Raw genomic sequence first — 17,217 nt, forward strand, 5'->3', positions numbered from 1 at the left:
TAAAGGAGGAAGTAAAATGAGAAGAACTAAGATTGTTTGTACAATTGGACCAGCATCAGAGTCAGAAGAAAAGCTGGAACAATTAATCGAATCAGGCATGAACGTAGCCCGTTTAAATTTTTCACATGGTGATTTTGATGAGCATGGTGCAAGAATTGAGAATATTCGTAAAGCAGCAAAGAAATTAGGAAAAACCGTAGCTATTTTACTCGATACAAAAGGACCTGAGATTAGAACAGGTACATTAAAAGATGGTAAAGCAGATATCCAAAGAGGAAATACCGTGTATGTTTCCATGGATGATATTGAAGGTAATGAAGAACGCATTTCTGTTACATACCCACAATTAATTCATGATGTGCATGTTGGATCAAAGCTACTATTAGATGATGGATTAATCGCATTAGAAGTAACAGATGTTTTGAAAGAGAAGAACGAGTTAAAAACCGTAGCATTAAATTCGGGTTTATTAAAAAATAAAAAAGGTGTTAACGTCCCTAATGTAAGTGTCAATTTACCAGGTATTACTGATAAAGATGCTGCAGATATTAAATTTGGAATTGAACAAGGTGTAGATTTCATTGCTGCATCTTTTGTTCGACGTGCATCCGATGTTTTAGAAATTAGAGGTTTATTAGAAGAAAATAATGCGACACACATTCAAATCATTCCGAAGATTGAAAACCAAGAAGGTGTGGATAACCTTGATGCCATTTTACAAGTAAGTGATGGATTAATGGTTGCTCGTGGAGATTTAGGTGTTGAAATTCCACCAGAAGACGTACCACTTGTACAAAAGGAAATGATTTTCAAATGTAATAATGCAGGTAAGCCTGTTATAACCGCGACACAGATGTTAGATTCGATGCAGCGTAATCCTCGTCCAACAAGAGCCGAAGCTTCCGATGTTGCGAACGCTATTTTGGACGGAACAGATGCCATTATGTTATCTGGTGAAACAGCTGCAGGGGACTATCCAATCGAAGCAGTTGAGACAATGAGCAATATTGCGAAGAAAGCTGAAACGGCAATTGATCATAAAGGAATGTTGGATTTACGTTCGAAAGCATCTGATATGACGATTACTGATGGTATTAGCCAATCTGTAAATCATACAGCGATGAATTTAAATGTAGATGCGATCTTAACTCCAACCGTAAGTGGATTTACAGCGCGCATGATTTCTAAATATCGTCCAGAGTCATCTATTATTGCAGTAACTTTTGACGAGCAGGTAAGTAGAAGGTTGGCACTAGTATGGGGTGTTGAAACTATCGTAGGCACATTACTTCATACAACGGATGATGTATTGGAGGAAGCAATTGAACGAGGATTGCAAACAAATCACTTTAAACGCGGAGATCGAGTGATTATCACTGCCGGTGTTCCCGTTGGTGAAAGTGGTACAACCAATCTTATGAAAATCCATGTGATTGGAGATGTACTAGCTAAAGGTCAAGGCGTTGGAAAAGGTAGTGCTTATGGACGTGCTATTATAGCTAAAGATGCTGAAGAAGCAAAGCTAAAGGTACAACAAGATGATATTATCATTACGTACGGAACAGATAAAGATATGATGCCATCGATTGAAAAAGCGGGTGGTATTATTACCGAAGAAGGCGGCTTAACGTCTCATGCAGCAGTCGTTGGTCTTAGCCTTGGCATTCCAGTAATTGTTGGAGTGGAAAGAGCCTTAGAATTAATTACAGACGGACAAGACATCACCATTGATGCATCCAAAGGTGATATTTACGCTGGACACGCTAGCGTCCTGTAATGTTATGGTTACAAATCAGAGAAGAAGCCTGGCCTTCTTCTCTTTTTTAAATAATTAGCTTAATTAACATAAAAAAATATGCTTGACTTAAAATACCTGCTCTTAACGGGATATCTCCTTCTCTTAACGGAATACTAAGTTTGCTTGGCAGGATATAAAGACTTATCCTGTGAAGGAAGCATTATTTCCCGTGAAGATAACTGATTATCCCGTCTACAGCAGCACTTATCCCGTGAAGAGAATCACCTTTAACATCTTTCGTAAGGGTAGTCAACTGTCACGGGCTACAGTAAGAAAGGGGGACAACCATGTTTCGGTGGTTACTATTATTTATTTTAGTCGTTCCGGCATTGGAAATTGGCCTGTTTGTTTGGGCGGGTGGCTACATTGGACCATGGTGGCTTATCCTATTAATTATACTAACAGGGATAATTGGCGCCTGGTTAGCGAAGCAACAGGGCTTGGAAACTCTTAATAATGCCAGAGAATCAATGGCGAAAGGCTATCCGCCACAAGAACATATATTTGATGGAATTTGTATTTTAATTGGCGGGGTTGTATTACTGACACCTGGATTTATTACAGATGCGATCGGTTTTCTTCTGTTAGTCCCAGTAACAAGAAGACCATTTAAAAATATGTTTCAAAACATTGCACGTAAATGGGTGGAAAATGGCAAGTTCAGAGTTTATCGGCGTTAACATTATCATATTTGATATATTGCCAAATAATATGAAAGAGTTTTGCTTCGCTGCATGCTTTACTAATAAAAAGAATTACAGGTCCAAGCCATATTCCTTTCACTCCAAATAGTTGAAAACCTAAATAAATAGCAAGGATCGTTAATATTGGATGGATACCTATCGCGGTAGCGACAAACTTAGGTTCCAATAATTGTCTTAAGAAAATCACAAACAAATATAAACTAAATAAACAGATAGCAAGTGTTGTGTCACCTGTCATAAACAAAAAAAGTGACCATGGTATAAATATAATACCTGTCCCTAAAATGGGTAGTAAATCCACCATTGCTAAAAAAATAGCTATCGTAAAAGCATGTTTAACTTGAAAGAGAGACAAGCCGATTATAATAATGATGAAGGTAATGAAAATAAGCATTAATTGTGCTTTTATATATTTCATTACCTTTTCTTTCATTTGACGAGAAATATTTGAAGTAAGCTTTATGTATGAAATCGGCACAGTTTTCAAAAGATACTGGTAGAAATTATCCCAATCCTTGCATATAAAAAATGTACATAAAAAAGAAAAGATAAGAATGGTCATTAATCCTGGTAAATTCGCCATTTGGATTCCAATCCAATTTAATAGTAGTTCTAAAAGATAGGCGACCTGATCAGCAAGACTAATACTAATTTCGCCTAACTGTTCCTCGATTAGTGTATGTTGTTCAGAAGGAAGATTGTGTATATATTGGTTGACCTTCTGAATAATTGGATGAATCCATTCGTTGAAATTATCAGTGACTTCCCTAACCAAAAAATGAAGATGGTCAGGTATCCATTTTGTTAAATAGATAACCCCCTGTAATAACTCTACTCCAGCAAACAAAAGCAGTAACGTGGTACTCAAAATAGCGCTCAAAATGGCAAGAATGCAACTTAATACATATGGAACTTTAAAATGAAAATGAATGAAGCGGATTACAGGCAGTAACAAAGTTGCAAAAAGACATGCTAAAAAGAATGGGAATAAATACTGAATAATCAAATAAATTCCAATAACAGTTAGATTAATGATCAGTAATAGATAGGCTATTCTGAATAACATTTGTTTGTTAGGCATATAAGTATCCCCTTACTCGCATTTTTATATTTTCAAAAAGCGTCAACAATGTGGTAAGATAAAGTTTGGTTATCTAATCACGGTGTAACCGTCCATAATACTTCTAGTTATAAAATTTTACTAAAGAGGGTATGTGGGTAAAAGTCTCATTTAATGTTGGAGGACAGATAATGATAAGTAGTTCAACCGTGTTTTTACTTATTTTATTTCTTTTAGGTTACATTGCAAAAAACCAAGCAATAATGATTGCGGTTTATATTTTATTTGGAATGAAATTGTTGAAAATCGATGATAAACTCTTTCCATATATCCAGGACAAGGGAATTGGATGGGGAGTTATCATTATAACGGTTGCAGTATTGATCCCAATTGCTACTGGTGAAATTGGCTTTAAAGATTTGCTGCAAAGTGTGAAGTCTTATCACGCTTGGATAGCTCTTATTGCAGGAATCTTTGTAGCAGTTGTTGCAAGACATGGACTCACATTACTAGCAGATGATCCGCAGATAACAACAGCATTAGTCCTTGGTACAATAATCGCTGTGGTAGTATTTAAAGGTGTTGCTGTTGGACCGTTAATTGGTGCTGGGATCGCTTACGTTATTATTAAAATATTAGAATCCATACCATTTATTAAGTAATCCACATAGTACAAGCTATGAATATAAGCGATTTAATATGATGAATTTTAATCGTTTTCATTTACTATCTTTTTTTGTTTGTTTATAATAGTCATGGGGATGTTCAATAGCAACAAGTGTTTATCACTTTGAACTTTTAAGCTAAAGCAATATGGATAAGAAAAGGAGAGGGATGTTATGTCAACAACGAAAGGACTTGAAGGGGTAGTAGCAGCTGAAACAAAGGTAAGTTCCATCATAGACGACCAACTGACTTACGTTGGGTACACCATAGATGATCTAGCGGAAAATGCCAGCTTTGAAGAAGTAGTTTTCTTATTATGGAACAAAAAGCTGCCAAACAAACAGGAATTAGCAGATTTTGAAAAAGAATTATTTGAAAATATGACAATACCAGAAGCAGTTGTCGAACATTTTAAATCATATGATATACATAGTGTTCACCCAATGGCTGCTCTTAGAACAGCTATTTCTTTATTAGGATTATATGACTCTGAAGCAGATGATATGAGCGAAGAGGCAAACCAACGAAAAGCCATTCGACTGCAAGCAAAAGTAGCAGCCGTTGTTGCTTCCTATTCGCGTGTGCGGGATGGAAAAGAGGTAGTTCAGCCTAAGCAAGGATTAAGTTATGCAGCTAATTTCTTATACATGTTAAATGCAGAAGAGCCTAGTGATCTAGAAGTAGAAGCTATTAATAAAGCGTTAGTGCTTCATGCGGATCACGAGCTTAATGCCTCCACGTTCACTTCCAGAGTATGTGTTGCTACATTATCTGATATGTATTCTGGCATTACTGCAGCTATTAGTGCACTTAAAGGGCCATTACATGGTGGTGCAAATGAAGCAGTTATGTCGATGTTAAATGAAATTGGTGAAGTGGAAAATGCAATTCCATATGTAAAAAAGAAAATGGCAAACAAAGAAAAAATAATGGGTATGGGTCACCGCGTGTATAAAAGTGGAGATCCGCGTGCCAAGCATTTGAAGAAAATGTCAAAAGAATTAACCGCCCGTCATGGAATGGAAAAATGGTATGAAATGTCGGTGAAGATAGAAGATTTCATTAAAGAAGAAAAAGGGTTACCAGCAAATGTTGATTTCTATTCTGCTTCCGTGTACCATAGTTTAGGGATTAAACATGACTTGTATACTCCAATTTTTGCGATGAGTCGTTTCTCAGGTTGGATTGCACATATTTTAGAACAATATGAAAACAACCGTTTGATAAGACCTCGTGCAGAATATGTAGGTCCACAAAAGCAAAAGTATGTGGATATTGATAAACGTTAACCATTTTCTTTATGAAAATGATATAAATATTATTGAACTATAGGAGGAATTTGAATTATGGGTGAAAAAATTACAGTAGAAAACGGTGTTGTACAAACACCTAATAAACCGATTATCCCTTTTATTGAAGGTGATGGAATTGGCCCAGATATCTGGGCAGCAGCAAGTCGAGTATTAGAAGCTTCTGTTGAGAAAGCATATAATGGTGAAAAAGGTATTGAATGGAAAGAAGTTCTTGCAGGTCAAAAAGCATTTGACAAAACTGGTGAATGGTTACCAGAAGAAACGTTAGATGTTATTCGCGAAAACAAGATTGCAATTAAAGGACCTCTAACAACACCAATTGGTGGAGGTATTCGTTCTTTGAACGTTGCATTACGTCAAAAGCTAGATCTTTTTGCATGTCTTCGTCCTGTACGTTGGTTTGATGGAGTTCCATCACCGGTAAAACGTCCAGAAGATACAGACATGGTAATCTTCCGTGAGAACACAGAAGATATTTATGCAGGTATCGAATGGCAAGAAGGTTCAAACGAAGTGAAAAAAGTAATCGACTTTCTTCAAAATGAAATGGGTGTTGAAAATATTCGTTTCCCAGAAACTTCTGGTCTAGGAGTGAAACCTGTTTCTAAAGAAGGTACGACTCGTCTTGTACGTGCTGCAATTGATTATGCAATTAACGAAGGACGTAAAAGTGTAACATTAGTCCACAAAGGTAATATTATGAAATTCACAGAAGGTTCTTTCAAAAACTGGGGTTATGAAGTTGCTGAGAAGGAATATGGTGATAAAGTATTTACTTGGGCAGAATGGGAGCGCATTGTTGAAAAAGATGGTAAAGATGCTGCAAACAAAGCACAAGATGAAGCAGAAGCAGCTGGACGTATTATTGTAAAAGATTCAATTGCAGATATCTTCTTACAACAAATTCTAACTCGACCAAAAGAGTTTGATGTAGTAGCAACAATGAACTTAAATGGTGATTATATTTCTGATGCCCTAGCTGCACAAGTTGGTGGTATCGGGATTGCTCCAGGTGCTAACATTAACTACGAATCTGGACATGCGATTTTTGAAGCGACACATGGTACTGCACCAAAATATGCAGGCCTTGATAAAGTTAATCCATCTTCTGTAATCCTTTCTGGTGTACTAATGCTTGAACACCTTGGATGGAGAGAAGCGGCTGAATTAATCCTTAAATCAATGGATAAAACAATTGGTTCTAAAGTTGTAACATATGACTTTGCTCGTTTAATGGAAGGCGCAACAGAAGTTAAAGCTTCAGAGTTTGCTGATGAATTAATCAAAAATATGGACTAAGCAAAATCAGTCCTCATTGTCTACAAAAAAGTAGAAGTAAAATAATTCTATAATTAGAAAAATCCAAACGATTATTCGTTTGGATTTTTTGCGCGTATTAGAAGGAAAATGCGATATAACTTAGGAGGTGATTTTGAGAGTTTATTTGTACTTTGCAATCTCTCCGGCTTGTCGACTTCCCTTTCCGCGGGTTTTTCTCCTCAGCTAACTTTTTAAGCAAGGGGCACTTAAAAAGTGGATCTTCGGATAAAAACATCCCGCAGGAGTGGAAGCCGACGCCTGCGTTTGTTAATGCTTTACAACTAAAATCAGAATAAAAATGTAGGCTTTATTCCATATCGATCATAAATGGCTTCTAGAATTACTTATTATTATTAGCAATATATACTTATATTTGTAACAACCCAAATGCTAGCATTTGCAATAGTTGTAGAGTCCCACTAAGCGGAGGCGGCCACTTCTACTCCTGTGGGATTGTTTTCCATGAAGATCCACTTTTCCATGCGATTTTTGCTTGGAAAAGTTAGCTGAATGGAAAACCCCACGGAAAGGGAAGTGGGCAGCCGGAGCGGGTATCTAGTAATTAATACATTTCAAAATTACCACTTCATCGATTTCGTAGTATCCTGATATTACGCACTAATAAAAACTACACGTGACATCTCATTATTACTACCAAGCAAATAATTACTGCTCAGCATTTTGTTAACGGAAGGTAAAGGAATGTAAACAAAATTTTACATATTTTAAGCGCATTTGTAGTATATATCTATTCACAATATCTATTTGTCCATGTATGATAAAGTTAATATAGATAAAAGATGGGGTGCTTTGATGGAAGAGAAGGTATTAATTGTAGATGATGAACAGTCTATCGTAACCTTATTACAGTACAATATTGAGAAATCCGGATTTAAAACAGATACTGCTTTTGATGGGATAGATGGTTTGCAAAAAGCAAGTAGCGGAGAATTCGACCTTATTATTCTTGACCTTATGTTACCGGGCATGGAAGGCACAGAAGTATGTAAAGCGTTAAGACAAAAACAAATAGATACACCAATATTAATGTTAACAGCTAAGGACGATGAGTTTGACAAAGTCTTAGGGTTAGAGCTTGGAGCAGATGATTATTTAACTAAACCCTTTAGCCCTAAAGAAGTGGTCGCAAGGATAAAAGCAATATTAAGACGTTCAAAAACTCGAGAAAATAATGATGATCAGCCGTTTATTAAAATTTCAGATTTGTTAATCTATCCCCAACAATATGAAGCAACCATCAAGGGGGATGCACTTAGCTTCACACGGAAAGAATTTGAACTGTTGCACTATCTTGCAAAACATAAAGGAAAAGTTTTATCACGTGATCAGTTGTTAAGTGCTGTATGGAATTATGATTTCGTAGGGGATACTAGAATAGTTGATGTACATGTTAGTCATTTACGAGAAAAAATTGAACCAGATACCAAACATCCGGTTTATATCAAGACAATTAGAGGTCTGGGATATAAAATGGAGGAGCCTTACTAAGATGGACGCCAAAAAAAGAGTAAATCTGTTTTATCGCTACATATTGATGATTGCATCGGTATTTATTTTAATTGGCTTTGTTATTCTTCCTTTAACAGCGGATGAGGAGCAATTTTTTGTACTAGTTTCTTTAATAATCGGATTTATTATTTTATTAGTTTTAATTTATCATATGTTTGAAAACTATGTGCGTCCGATCAGAGCTTCCATTAATGTAACAAATGAATTAGTTAAAGGTAATTATAATGCTCGTACATATGTAAAACCATATGGGGAAGCACAGCAATTAAGTAACGCAATTAATGTCTTAGCACGCAATCTTCAAGAAATGACGATCCAAGAAAAGATGCAAGGGAGTCAATGGAAGACAGTCCTGAATAATATGGAAAGCGGCTTAATGTTAATTGATGAGCGGGGTTACGTACACCTAATTAACCGTAAATTTATTGGAATGTTTGGGAAAAAGTCTGTCGATTATATAGGTTATTTATATTATGATGTGCTTGAAGATACAACGATACATAAGGTGGTACAGGAAACTTTTCTATATGAAGAAAAGATGAATGGAAATATTGTAAAAACCATAAAAAAAGAAAAACATTACATCGAAGTTGTTGGAGCACCAGTGATTAATGATGTGAAAGATTTAAAAGGCGCTGTGCTTGTTTTTCATGATATTACGGACTTGAAGCGAGTCGAAGAGATGCGAAAAGATTTTGTCGCAAACGTATCGCATGAGTTAAAAACACCGATAACATCGATACGCGGTTTTGCAGAAACATTGTTAGACGACGAATCACCAGATGAAGAAGTTAGGAAGCAGTTTCTAACGATTATCTTAAAGGAAAGTACTAGATTACAATCACTAGTCCATGATTTATTAGAGCTATCGAAAATAGAAAAAGAAGAAATGAAACTGAATACTAAATTAATCAATGTTGATGAATGGTTAAAAAATAGCTTAACTTTAATTGAACAGCAGACACAAGAAAAGTCGTTACAATTCATTCAGGAAATTCAACCTAATATTCATTTACATGGAGACCCGGATCGGTTACAACAAGTACTATTAAATTTAATGTATAATGCCATAAATTATACAGGTTCAAAAGGAACTGTATTTTTAAGAATAAAAGAATTAAATAATAAAATTGAAATACAAGTAGAGGACACGGGTATTGGTATTCCAAAAGAAGCGACACAACGTATATTTGAGCGGTTTTACCGGGTCGATCGAGCTAGGAGTCGAAACACAGGTGGGACGGGACTTGGTCTAGCAATAGTAAAACATATTGTCGAAGCACACCAAGGTAATATCAGCGTGACCAGTGAAGAAGGAAAAGGATCTTGCTTTACAGTTAAAATACCGAAAAAATGGTGAAAGAAATCTCTAAAGATCTCTTTCGCCATTTTTTCATTTGTTCATGAAACTTATTGAATAGTTATTACGTAATAAGAGTATATATGGTACATTTGCATAGGTGTAAAGTAATAAAAAGGGGGAAATGAGATGACATTGAAGCAAATCTACAGCTGGATAGGTATCATTGTAGCTGTAGTTGTCTTAGGTTTGTTTGTCGCAACGAGTTGGTATACCGTTGATGAATCAGAACAAGCAGTATTAATTACTTTTGGAGAAGCGGAAGAAGGAACAACAGAACCAGGTCTGCACTTTAAACTACCATGGCCTATCCAAACTGTGGAAACCTTATCAAAAGAAACATTTAGTTTAAATTTTGGTTATGATCCAGAGAAAGAACAAAGTGCTGATGTAGTTCGTATGATTACTGGAGATGAAAATATTCTACAAGCGGATTTGGTAGTTCAATGGAAAATTATTGAACCTAGTAAGTATTTATTTAATTCAAATGACCCAAAGCAAGTTCTTTATAATGCCACATCGGCTTCACTTAGAAGTATTATTGGCTCTTCTACTATTGACGACGCTTTAACAGATGGGAAAGCAGAAATTGAAAATGAAGTATTGGATTTATTAGTAAGTCTTATGGAAGATTATGAAGTAGGAATAGCGATTCAAGATGTAAAATTACAAGAAGTAGATTTACCAAACGAGGAAGTGCGTCAGGCTTTTATGAAAGTAACCGATGCCCGGGAAACGATGAATACAAAGAAAAATGAAGCAGATAAATATCGTAATGAAATATATGAAGAAGCATTAGGGGAGAAGGATGCGATTATTTCACGAGCTGAAGGTGACAAAATTGAGCGTATCGAAATAGCACGTGGTAATGTCTCCGCATTTAATGCTTTATATGATGCATATCAAGACAGTCCTGAGATCACGAGACAACGATTAGTACTTGAAACGCTTGATCAAGTCTTACCTGAAGCAAACATTTATATTATGAATGATGATGGAAATACGTTGAAGTATTTACCTTTAGGTCAGAATGGTTCTGCTCAGGCATTACCTCCAGCAACAGATTCATCTGAAGACGAAAATTCTGATGAAGAGGAGGTTGAAAACAATGACAGAGAACAATAATGTATATGAAATGAAAAAAATGACACCCAAGGAAATCCGCAGAATGGTTAAAATGGGTATTGTGATTCTTATAACGATCGTTTTAATTATAGTATTTTTCAGTAGTATGTTTGTAGTAAAGGAAGGAGAATACAAAGTAGTTCGTCAATTTGGGGAAGTGGTACGTATTGAAGATAACCCAGGATTGAATTTCAGGGTTCCTCTATTACAATCTATTACGACGCTGCCTAAGAAAAAGTTAGTCTATGATGTGATGGAACGTGAAATTAACACGTTAGATAAGAAACGTATGATTATTGATAATTATGCAATATGGGAAATAACAGATCCAGCTTCAATGATCGCAAATGCTCGTACCGAACTGGGTGCTGAATCACGAATGGGTGAGTTTATTTTTTCTGTAATTCGTTCAGAACTAGGTGCGATGGATTATGATGAAATCATTAATGATGAAGGTAGTACGAGAGGTGACTTAAATGAACGAGTGACCGACCGTGTTAATACATTATTAGAAAGGGATAATTATGGTATACGAGTCGATGATGTTCGTATTAAAAGAACAGACCTACCTCAAGAAAACGAACAATCCGTTTTCAATCGAATGATTTCTGAACGTGAATCTCAAGCACAACAATATTTATCTCAAGGGGAAGCTGAAAAAAGTAGGATTACCGCTAAAGCGGATCGTGATGTAACGGAGATGCTCTCGAAAGCGAATGCAGAAGCAGAAGAAATTCGTGCTGAGGGAGAATTAGAAGCAGCAGAAATGTATAATGTCGCTTTTGAACAAGACCCTGACTTTTATCAGTTGTACCGAACTTTAGAATCTTACAAAGAAACAGTTGACGGTGAAACAACGATCATTATCCCGCAAGGTTCACCCTATGCGGATATCTTATTAGGATATTACGAATAATAAAAGAGTCAGGCGAATTAGTGTCGCCTGACTTTCTTTATAAATAAAGCGTTTATAAGCAATGTCATGTCTAACTCTGAGTACCCAGAAACTAGGAGACTTCACGTATCGCCTTACGATAAAGAAGACTTGCCGATTGGTGAAACCAGAGGCTTCGCACTTATGCCTTTAGGTGAAAGTCATCATAGATTAAGCTTGCCTAAGTCCTGTAGGCAACACAGATGTCAACACTTCCTGTGTAAGTCAGTGATTCCTTTATCTCAGTTGATGTCGAAAATCGCTACGTTTCTAAACGTGCGCTCGCTCTGTGCTTTTCTTATAGCTAACAAACATGGTAAAATATATGCAATGGATGGAATCGAAAAGGAGATCGGTAATATGACAAACAAGTTAGTATTGATAGACGGGAATAGCATTGCGTATCGTGCTTTTTTTGCATTGCCTTTATTAAATAATGATAAAGGTGTATATACCAATGCTGTCTATGGTTTTACTACGATGCTATTAAGAATTTTGGAAGAAGAGCAGCCAAGCCATATCCTTGTGGCCTTTGATGCAGGGAAAACAACATTTCGTCATGAAACATACAAAGAGTATAAAGGCGGAAGAGAAAAAACACCATCTGAGTTAAGTGAACAGTTTCCGATTTTGCGCGAATTATTAGATGCATTAGCGATTAAACATTACCAGTTACCGAATTATGAAGCAGATGATATTATTGGCACCATCGCCAATCAAGCAAAAGATAAAGATTTCGAGGTCAAAGTGATTTCAGGAGATAAAGATTTACTGCAACTTGTATCAGACAAAGTCGATGTGCGCTTAACAAAAAAAGGAATTAGTGAGGTTATGACGTACACCCCTGAAACGCTAAAAGAAGATATGGAAGTAACGGCAGAACAAATACTTGATCTTAAAGCATTAATGGGAGACAAGTCTGATAATATTCCTGGAGTACCAGGTGTGGGTCAAAAGACAGCAGTCAAACTATTAAAACAATTCGACACTGTTGAAAACCTTTATGATCAATTAGATGAAGTAACGGGAAAACTGAAAGAAAAATTAGAAAATAACAAAGAAGAAGCTTTTATGAGTAAACAACTGGTTACTATTAATCAACAGTCACCAATTAAAATTACGACGGACGATACGAAATACCATGGATATCAAGAAAAGACTGTAAAAGACTTCTTTAAAGAATTAGGCTTCAATTCCTTATTAAACCGAATCGATGGTGAAGAAGAGGAAAGCGAAGAAGTACAAGCATTAGAAGAAATGGAGTTTCAAGTAATATCAAATGTGACCGAGGATCTATTTACTGGTATTGAAGCATTTGAAATCGAGATATTAAATGAAAGTTATCATACAGAAGAAATGATTGGTGCCTCCATTGTTAATAAAAAAGGAAAATACTTTGTTCCTTTAAATGTCATAAAGGAATCCAAAGTTTTTAAAAAATGGGCAGAGGATGACGAGCAGAAAAAGTACGTATTTGATGCCAAAAAAATCACTGTTTTACTAAACCGTTTATCGATTGCGATTAAAGGGATTTCATTCGATATTTTGTTAGCATCTTATTTAATTAACCCATCTGAGAATAACCATGATGTACCAGCTATTAGTCATCGATTCAATGAAAAGAATATTTTATTTGATGAAGAAGTGTACGGTAAAGGAGCAAAAAAAGGGTTACCCATGGAAGAAAACCAATGGCAAGAACATATTGTTCGTAAAACCAATATGATTTATCTGTTAAAAGAGCAAATGGAAAAAGCTCTAAAAGAAAATAAGCAGTTATCCTTATTAATGGATTTAGAATTGCCTCTTGCTTTAGTACTTGGCGAAATGGAAGCAACAGGTGTCAAAGTCGATGTGCAACGTCTGAAAGATATGGGTGAGGAGCTGAAAGAACGACTAGACACGCTAGAAAAAGAGATTTATGATTTGGCAGGTGAAACATTTAATATCAATTCACCGAAACAATTAGGACCAATCTTATTTGAAAAATTAGAGTTACCGGTCGTTAAAAAAACAAAGACAGGTTATTCAACCGCTGCGGATGTATTGGAACAACTGCAAGGGAAACATGATATCATTGATAAGCTGTTATTATATCGACAGTTAAAAAAGTTAGATTCAACTTATGTTGCCGGTTTACTGAAAGTAATTCATAAAGATAGTAGTAAAATTCATACTCGTTTTAATCAAGCATTGACGCAAACAGGAAGGTTAAGCTCGATTGATCCTAATTTGCAAAATATTCCGATTCGTATTGAAGAAGGAAGAAAAATAAGACAAGCATTCATACCTTCTAAAAAAGGTTGGAAAATGATTGCGGCTGATTATTCTCAAATTGAATTACGAGTATTAGCACATATCGCAAAAGATGAAAAGCTGCAAATGGCATTTAAAGAGGATAAAGATATTCATACACAAACGGCAATGGATGTTTTTCATGTGAAAGAAGAAGATGTAACTTCCAATATGAGACGTCAAGCAAAAGCGGTAAACTTTGGCATCGTTTATGGGATCAGCGATTATGGACTTTCCCAAAGTTTAGGTATTACGAGAAAAGAAGCAAAGACCTTTATTAGTCGTTATTTGGATAGTTACCCTGGAGTTCAGGAATACATGAAAGAAATTGTTCAAGAAGCAAAACAAAATGGCTATGTAACCACGATTATGAATCGTAGACGGTATTTGCCAGAGATCACCAGCCGTAACTTTAACCAGCGAAGTTTTGCTGAAAGAACTGCAATGAACACGCCAATCCAAGGTAGTGCAGCAGATATTATAAAATTAGCTATGATTGAATTGGATTACCAATTAAAAAGAGAAAAATACCAAGCAACGTTACTACTACAAGTGCACGATGAGTTGATTTTAGAAGTACCTGAGGAAGAATTAGAAGCTATCTCAAAATTAGTTGTCGATGTAATGGAACATGCTATTGAGTTAAGTGTGCCATTGAAAGTTGATGTTGAACATGGTGAAACGTGGTATGATGCAAAATAAAAAGTAGGGGTTTTATAGATGCCGGAATTACCAGAAGTAGAAACAATTAGACAAACGTTAAAGCAATTAGTAATTGGTAAGACGATAAAATCAGTCGATATATTTTGGCCTAAAATTATTCAGGAACCGGACGATCACCATGAATTTACTGATTTGATAAAAACACAAACGATTCACGATATAAGAAGAAAAGGCAAATTTTTATTATTTGATTTAGATCAGCATGTATTGGTATCACACTTACGTATGGAAGGAAAGTACGGTGTTTTTCCGAATGATGAAGAGTTACTGCCCCATACTCATGTTGTTTTTCAATTCACAGATGGTCATGATTTACGTTACAGAGATGTTCGTAAATTTGGTACAATGCATTTGCAAGAAAAGGGAACAGAAACATCTAAAAAGCCACTTCTTTTGTTAGCAAAAGACCCTTTAGAAGCTGATTTTTCACTTCGTACCTTTCAGGAAAAAGTACAGAAAAGTGAGCGTAATATTAAGAATATATTATTGGATCAATCAGTTATTGCTGGACTAGGAAATATTTATGTGGATGAAACGTTATTTTTAGCAGGTGTTCACCCATTAACAAAAGGTTTCCATTTAACGAATGAACAGGTCCTTCATATTCTAGAGGCTGCCATCGTCACTCTTAAGGATGCCGTAAAGCAAGGTGGAACGACAATAAGGTCTTATGTGAACTCTCAAGGGCAAATTGGTATGTTTCAACAGCAACTAAATGTATATGCTCAAAATGATAAAGAATGTAATCAGTGCAAAGATATTATCATGAAAATCAAAGTGAATGGGAGAGGTACACACTACTGTCCGACTTGTCAACCACTCTAGTGCATCACAATTTTGCCCATTACTCCATATAATACAGAAAATAGTTGTGTGAAGGAGTAATGAGAGCAAATGATGTTAGCCATAATTATAATTGCAATTAGTATTGATAGTTTTTTGATAGCATTTACTTATGGTTTAAGAGGATTAACGTTACCATGGAGTGAAATGCTAAAGATATCAATAACGGTTGGAGCGGTTTTTGGAATTTCGATGTTGATCGGCGATGTATTATCGTCGATTGTCTCTATTCAATCCGCTGAGATGGTTGGTGGATTTATCTTGGCTATGGTTGGTGTCATTTTGTTAACCACTCTAGTGGAAAAGAAAAAAAAGAAGCAAAAAATACCTTTTTTAATTAAAATTCTAAAAAAACCAATGGAAGCAGATATCGATCATTCAGGTAAAATTAATGGAATTGAGCCGTTTTTAATAGGTATTGCCCTGTCTTTAGACTCATTTGGTGCAGGCATAGGTGTATCGATGTTAGGGGCGTCACCTTTTATTACTTCTTTACTTGTGATGGCTATAACTTCCTTATTTCTCATAATTGGAGTATATGTGGGGAAAACTTTTGCTAATATCAGTGGCATTAAAAAAGTTTCCATTTTACCAGGCTTTTTACTTATTATTATAGGGATTTGGAAAATGGTTATCGTATAATTTACTGAACTTTTAAAAAGACTGCCTGTTCACTTTATCAAGATGTAATCTTCATAATAACCTCACTTCTAAAACGGAACATGATTTAAGAAGTGAGGAAAGTGGTCGAAACTTCATGATAATTTTGTTTTGTTTTTTTGTTACTATTTCTTTTTTAAAATATCGGACAACCAATGTAGTAAAAGAGGTGTTAATATTGATTATAGGACTAACTGGCAATATAGCAACCGGTAAATCAACAATCAGTAGTATGATTCAAGAGGAATACTCGATTCCTGTTATCGATGCCGATATGATTGCCAGAGAAGTAGTGGAGCCTGGAGAAAAAGCTTTGCAAAGAATAGTAGAAACTTTTGGTGAAGATATACTCTTGGAGGATGGTACACTCAATCGTAAACGTTTAGGAGAAATAATTTTCGAAGATAAAACAAAAAGAGAACAATTAAATGCAATTGTTCATCCAGCTGTTAGGGAAAGAATGGAACAGAAAAAGCAAAAGTTTATTCAACTGGGACATGAGTTAATAGTATTAGATATACCCCTTTTGTTTGAAAATGAACTTACATATCTTGTCGACAAAACCATCGTTGTTTATACAACGGAGAAGATTCAACTGAAACGCTTAATGGAACGTAATCAATTCAGTGAAAAAGAAGCACAAAACCGGATGGATGCGCAAATGGATATTGATAAGAAGTGTGCCAAAGCAGATGCTGTAATCGATAACAGTGGAACGATTGCAAGTTCAAGAGAACAATTAGATTCACTTATAAAGAAATGGAAATTAATTTCAAAAGTATAAATATAAATTAAGCAATTATCTCGGTGTAACTCTGGATAATATCGCAACGAATAGATACAGGTTATAGCAAATAAGTTAAGTGGGGAATTAACTTTCGCTAAC

14 protein-coding genes are annotated in these 17,217 nt (G+C 35.6%); 13 read left to right on the top strand and 1 reads right to left on the bottom strand.

Going from position 1 to position 17,217, the window contains the following annotated elements:
- Positions 1-16: 16 nt before the first annotated feature.
- The gene (gene pyk / locus BUC25_RS08280; protein WP_073201411.1) at positions 17-1,777 is read left to right on the top strand and encodes a pyruvate kinase; all 1,761 of its coding nucleotides are present in this window, start codon (positions 17-19) and stop codon (positions 1,775-1,777) included.
- 308 nt (positions 1,778-2,085) lie between these two features.
- The gene (locus BUC25_RS08285; RefSeq protein WP_073201412.1) at positions 2,086-2,478 is read left to right on the top strand and encodes an FxsA family protein; all 393 of its coding nucleotides are present in this window, start codon (positions 2,086-2,088) and stop codon (positions 2,476-2,478) included.
- On the opposite strand, the gene ytvI is transcribed toward BUC25_RS08285, so the two are convergent.
- A complete protein-coding gene (gene ytvI, locus BUC25_RS08290) occupies positions 2,459-3,583 on the bottom strand; it encodes a sporulation integral membrane protein YtvI (protein ID WP_073201413.1) in 1,125 nt (374 codons plus the stop codon). The genes BUC25_RS08285 and ytvI overlap by 20 nt on opposite strands.
- 170 nt (positions 3,584-3,753) lie before the next feature.
- On the opposite strand from ytvI, the gene BUC25_RS08295 reads away from it, so the two are divergent.
- The 11 genes from BUC25_RS08295 (at position 3,754) to coaE (ending at position 17,115) form a co-directional block, all read left to right on the top strand.
- Positions 3,754-4,224 (top strand): DUF441 domain-containing protein, encoded by a 471-nt coding sequence (locus tag BUC25_RS08295; RefSeq protein WP_073201414.1) that lies wholly within the window; start codon positions 3,754-3,756, stop codon positions 4,222-4,224.
- A 177-nt stretch (positions 4,225-4,401) separates the two neighbouring features.
- Positions 4,402-5,517, top strand: coding sequence for a citrate synthase (citZ, locus tag BUC25_RS08300; RefSeq protein WP_073201415.1), 1,116 nt, complete (start codon positions 4,402-4,404; stop codon positions 5,515-5,517).
- Between the two features lie 57 nt (positions 5,518-5,574).
- Positions 5,575-6,840, top strand: a complete 1,266-nt coding sequence (icd, locus tag BUC25_RS08305) for an NADP-dependent isocitrate dehydrogenase (protein ID WP_073201416.1) — start codon at positions 5,575-5,577, stop codon at positions 6,838-6,840.
- Positions 6,841-7,674: 834 nt separating this feature from the next.
- Positions 7,675-8,370 carry a response regulator transcription factor gene (locus BUC25_RS08310; RefSeq protein WP_073201417.1) on the top strand — a complete coding sequence of 232 codons (696 nt, stop codon included), beginning with the start codon at positions 7,675-7,677 and terminating at the stop codon, positions 8,368-8,370.
- 1 nt (position 8,371) lies between these two features.
- Positions 8,372-9,751, top strand: a complete 1,380-nt coding sequence (gene pnpS, locus BUC25_RS08315; protein WP_073201418.1) for a two-component system histidine kinase PnpS — start codon at positions 8,372-8,374, stop codon at positions 9,749-9,751.
- 129 nt (positions 9,752-9,880) lie between these two features.
- Positions 9,881-10,876: an FtsH protease activity modulator HflK gene (hflK, locus tag BUC25_RS08320; RefSeq protein ID WP_073201419.1), complete on the top strand. Its 996-nt coding sequence runs from the start codon at positions 9,881-9,883 to the stop codon at positions 10,874-10,876.
- Complete coding sequence (gene hflC / locus BUC25_RS08325) at positions 10,860-11,792, top strand: protease modulator HflC (protein WP_073201420.1); 933 nt, start codon at positions 10,860-10,862, stop codon at positions 11,790-11,792. Before hflK ends, hflC begins: the two co-directional genes overlap by 17 nt.
- Positions 11,793-12,170: 378 nt before the next feature.
- Positions 12,171-14,807, top strand: coding sequence for a DNA polymerase I (gene polA, locus BUC25_RS08330; protein WP_073201421.1), 2,637 nt, complete (start codon positions 12,171-12,173; stop codon positions 14,805-14,807).
- 18 nt (positions 14,808-14,825) lie between these two features.
- On the top strand, positions 14,826-15,653 hold the full coding sequence (mutM, locus tag BUC25_RS08335) for a DNA-formamidopyrimidine glycosylase (RefSeq protein WP_073201422.1): 828 nt from the start codon (positions 14,826-14,828) through the stop codon (positions 15,651-15,653).
- Positions 15,654-15,722: 69 nt separating this feature from the next.
- Positions 15,723-16,313 (top strand): sporulation membrane protein YtaF, encoded by a 591-nt coding sequence (gene ytaF / locus BUC25_RS08340; RefSeq protein WP_073201423.1) that lies wholly within the window; start codon positions 15,723-15,725, stop codon positions 16,311-16,313.
- A 196-nt stretch (positions 16,314-16,509) separates the two neighbouring features.
- Positions 16,510-17,115: a dephospho-CoA kinase gene (gene coaE / locus BUC25_RS08345; protein ID WP_280174048.1), complete on the top strand. Its 606-nt coding sequence runs from the start codon at positions 16,510-16,512 to the stop codon at positions 17,113-17,115.
- Positions 17,116-17,217 lie beyond the last annotated feature (102 nt).

The organism is Gracilibacillus kekensis (assembly GCF_900143085.1).
Lineage (GTDB): Bacteria > Bacillota > Bacilli > Bacillales > Amphibacillaceae > Gracilibacillus > Gracilibacillus kekensis.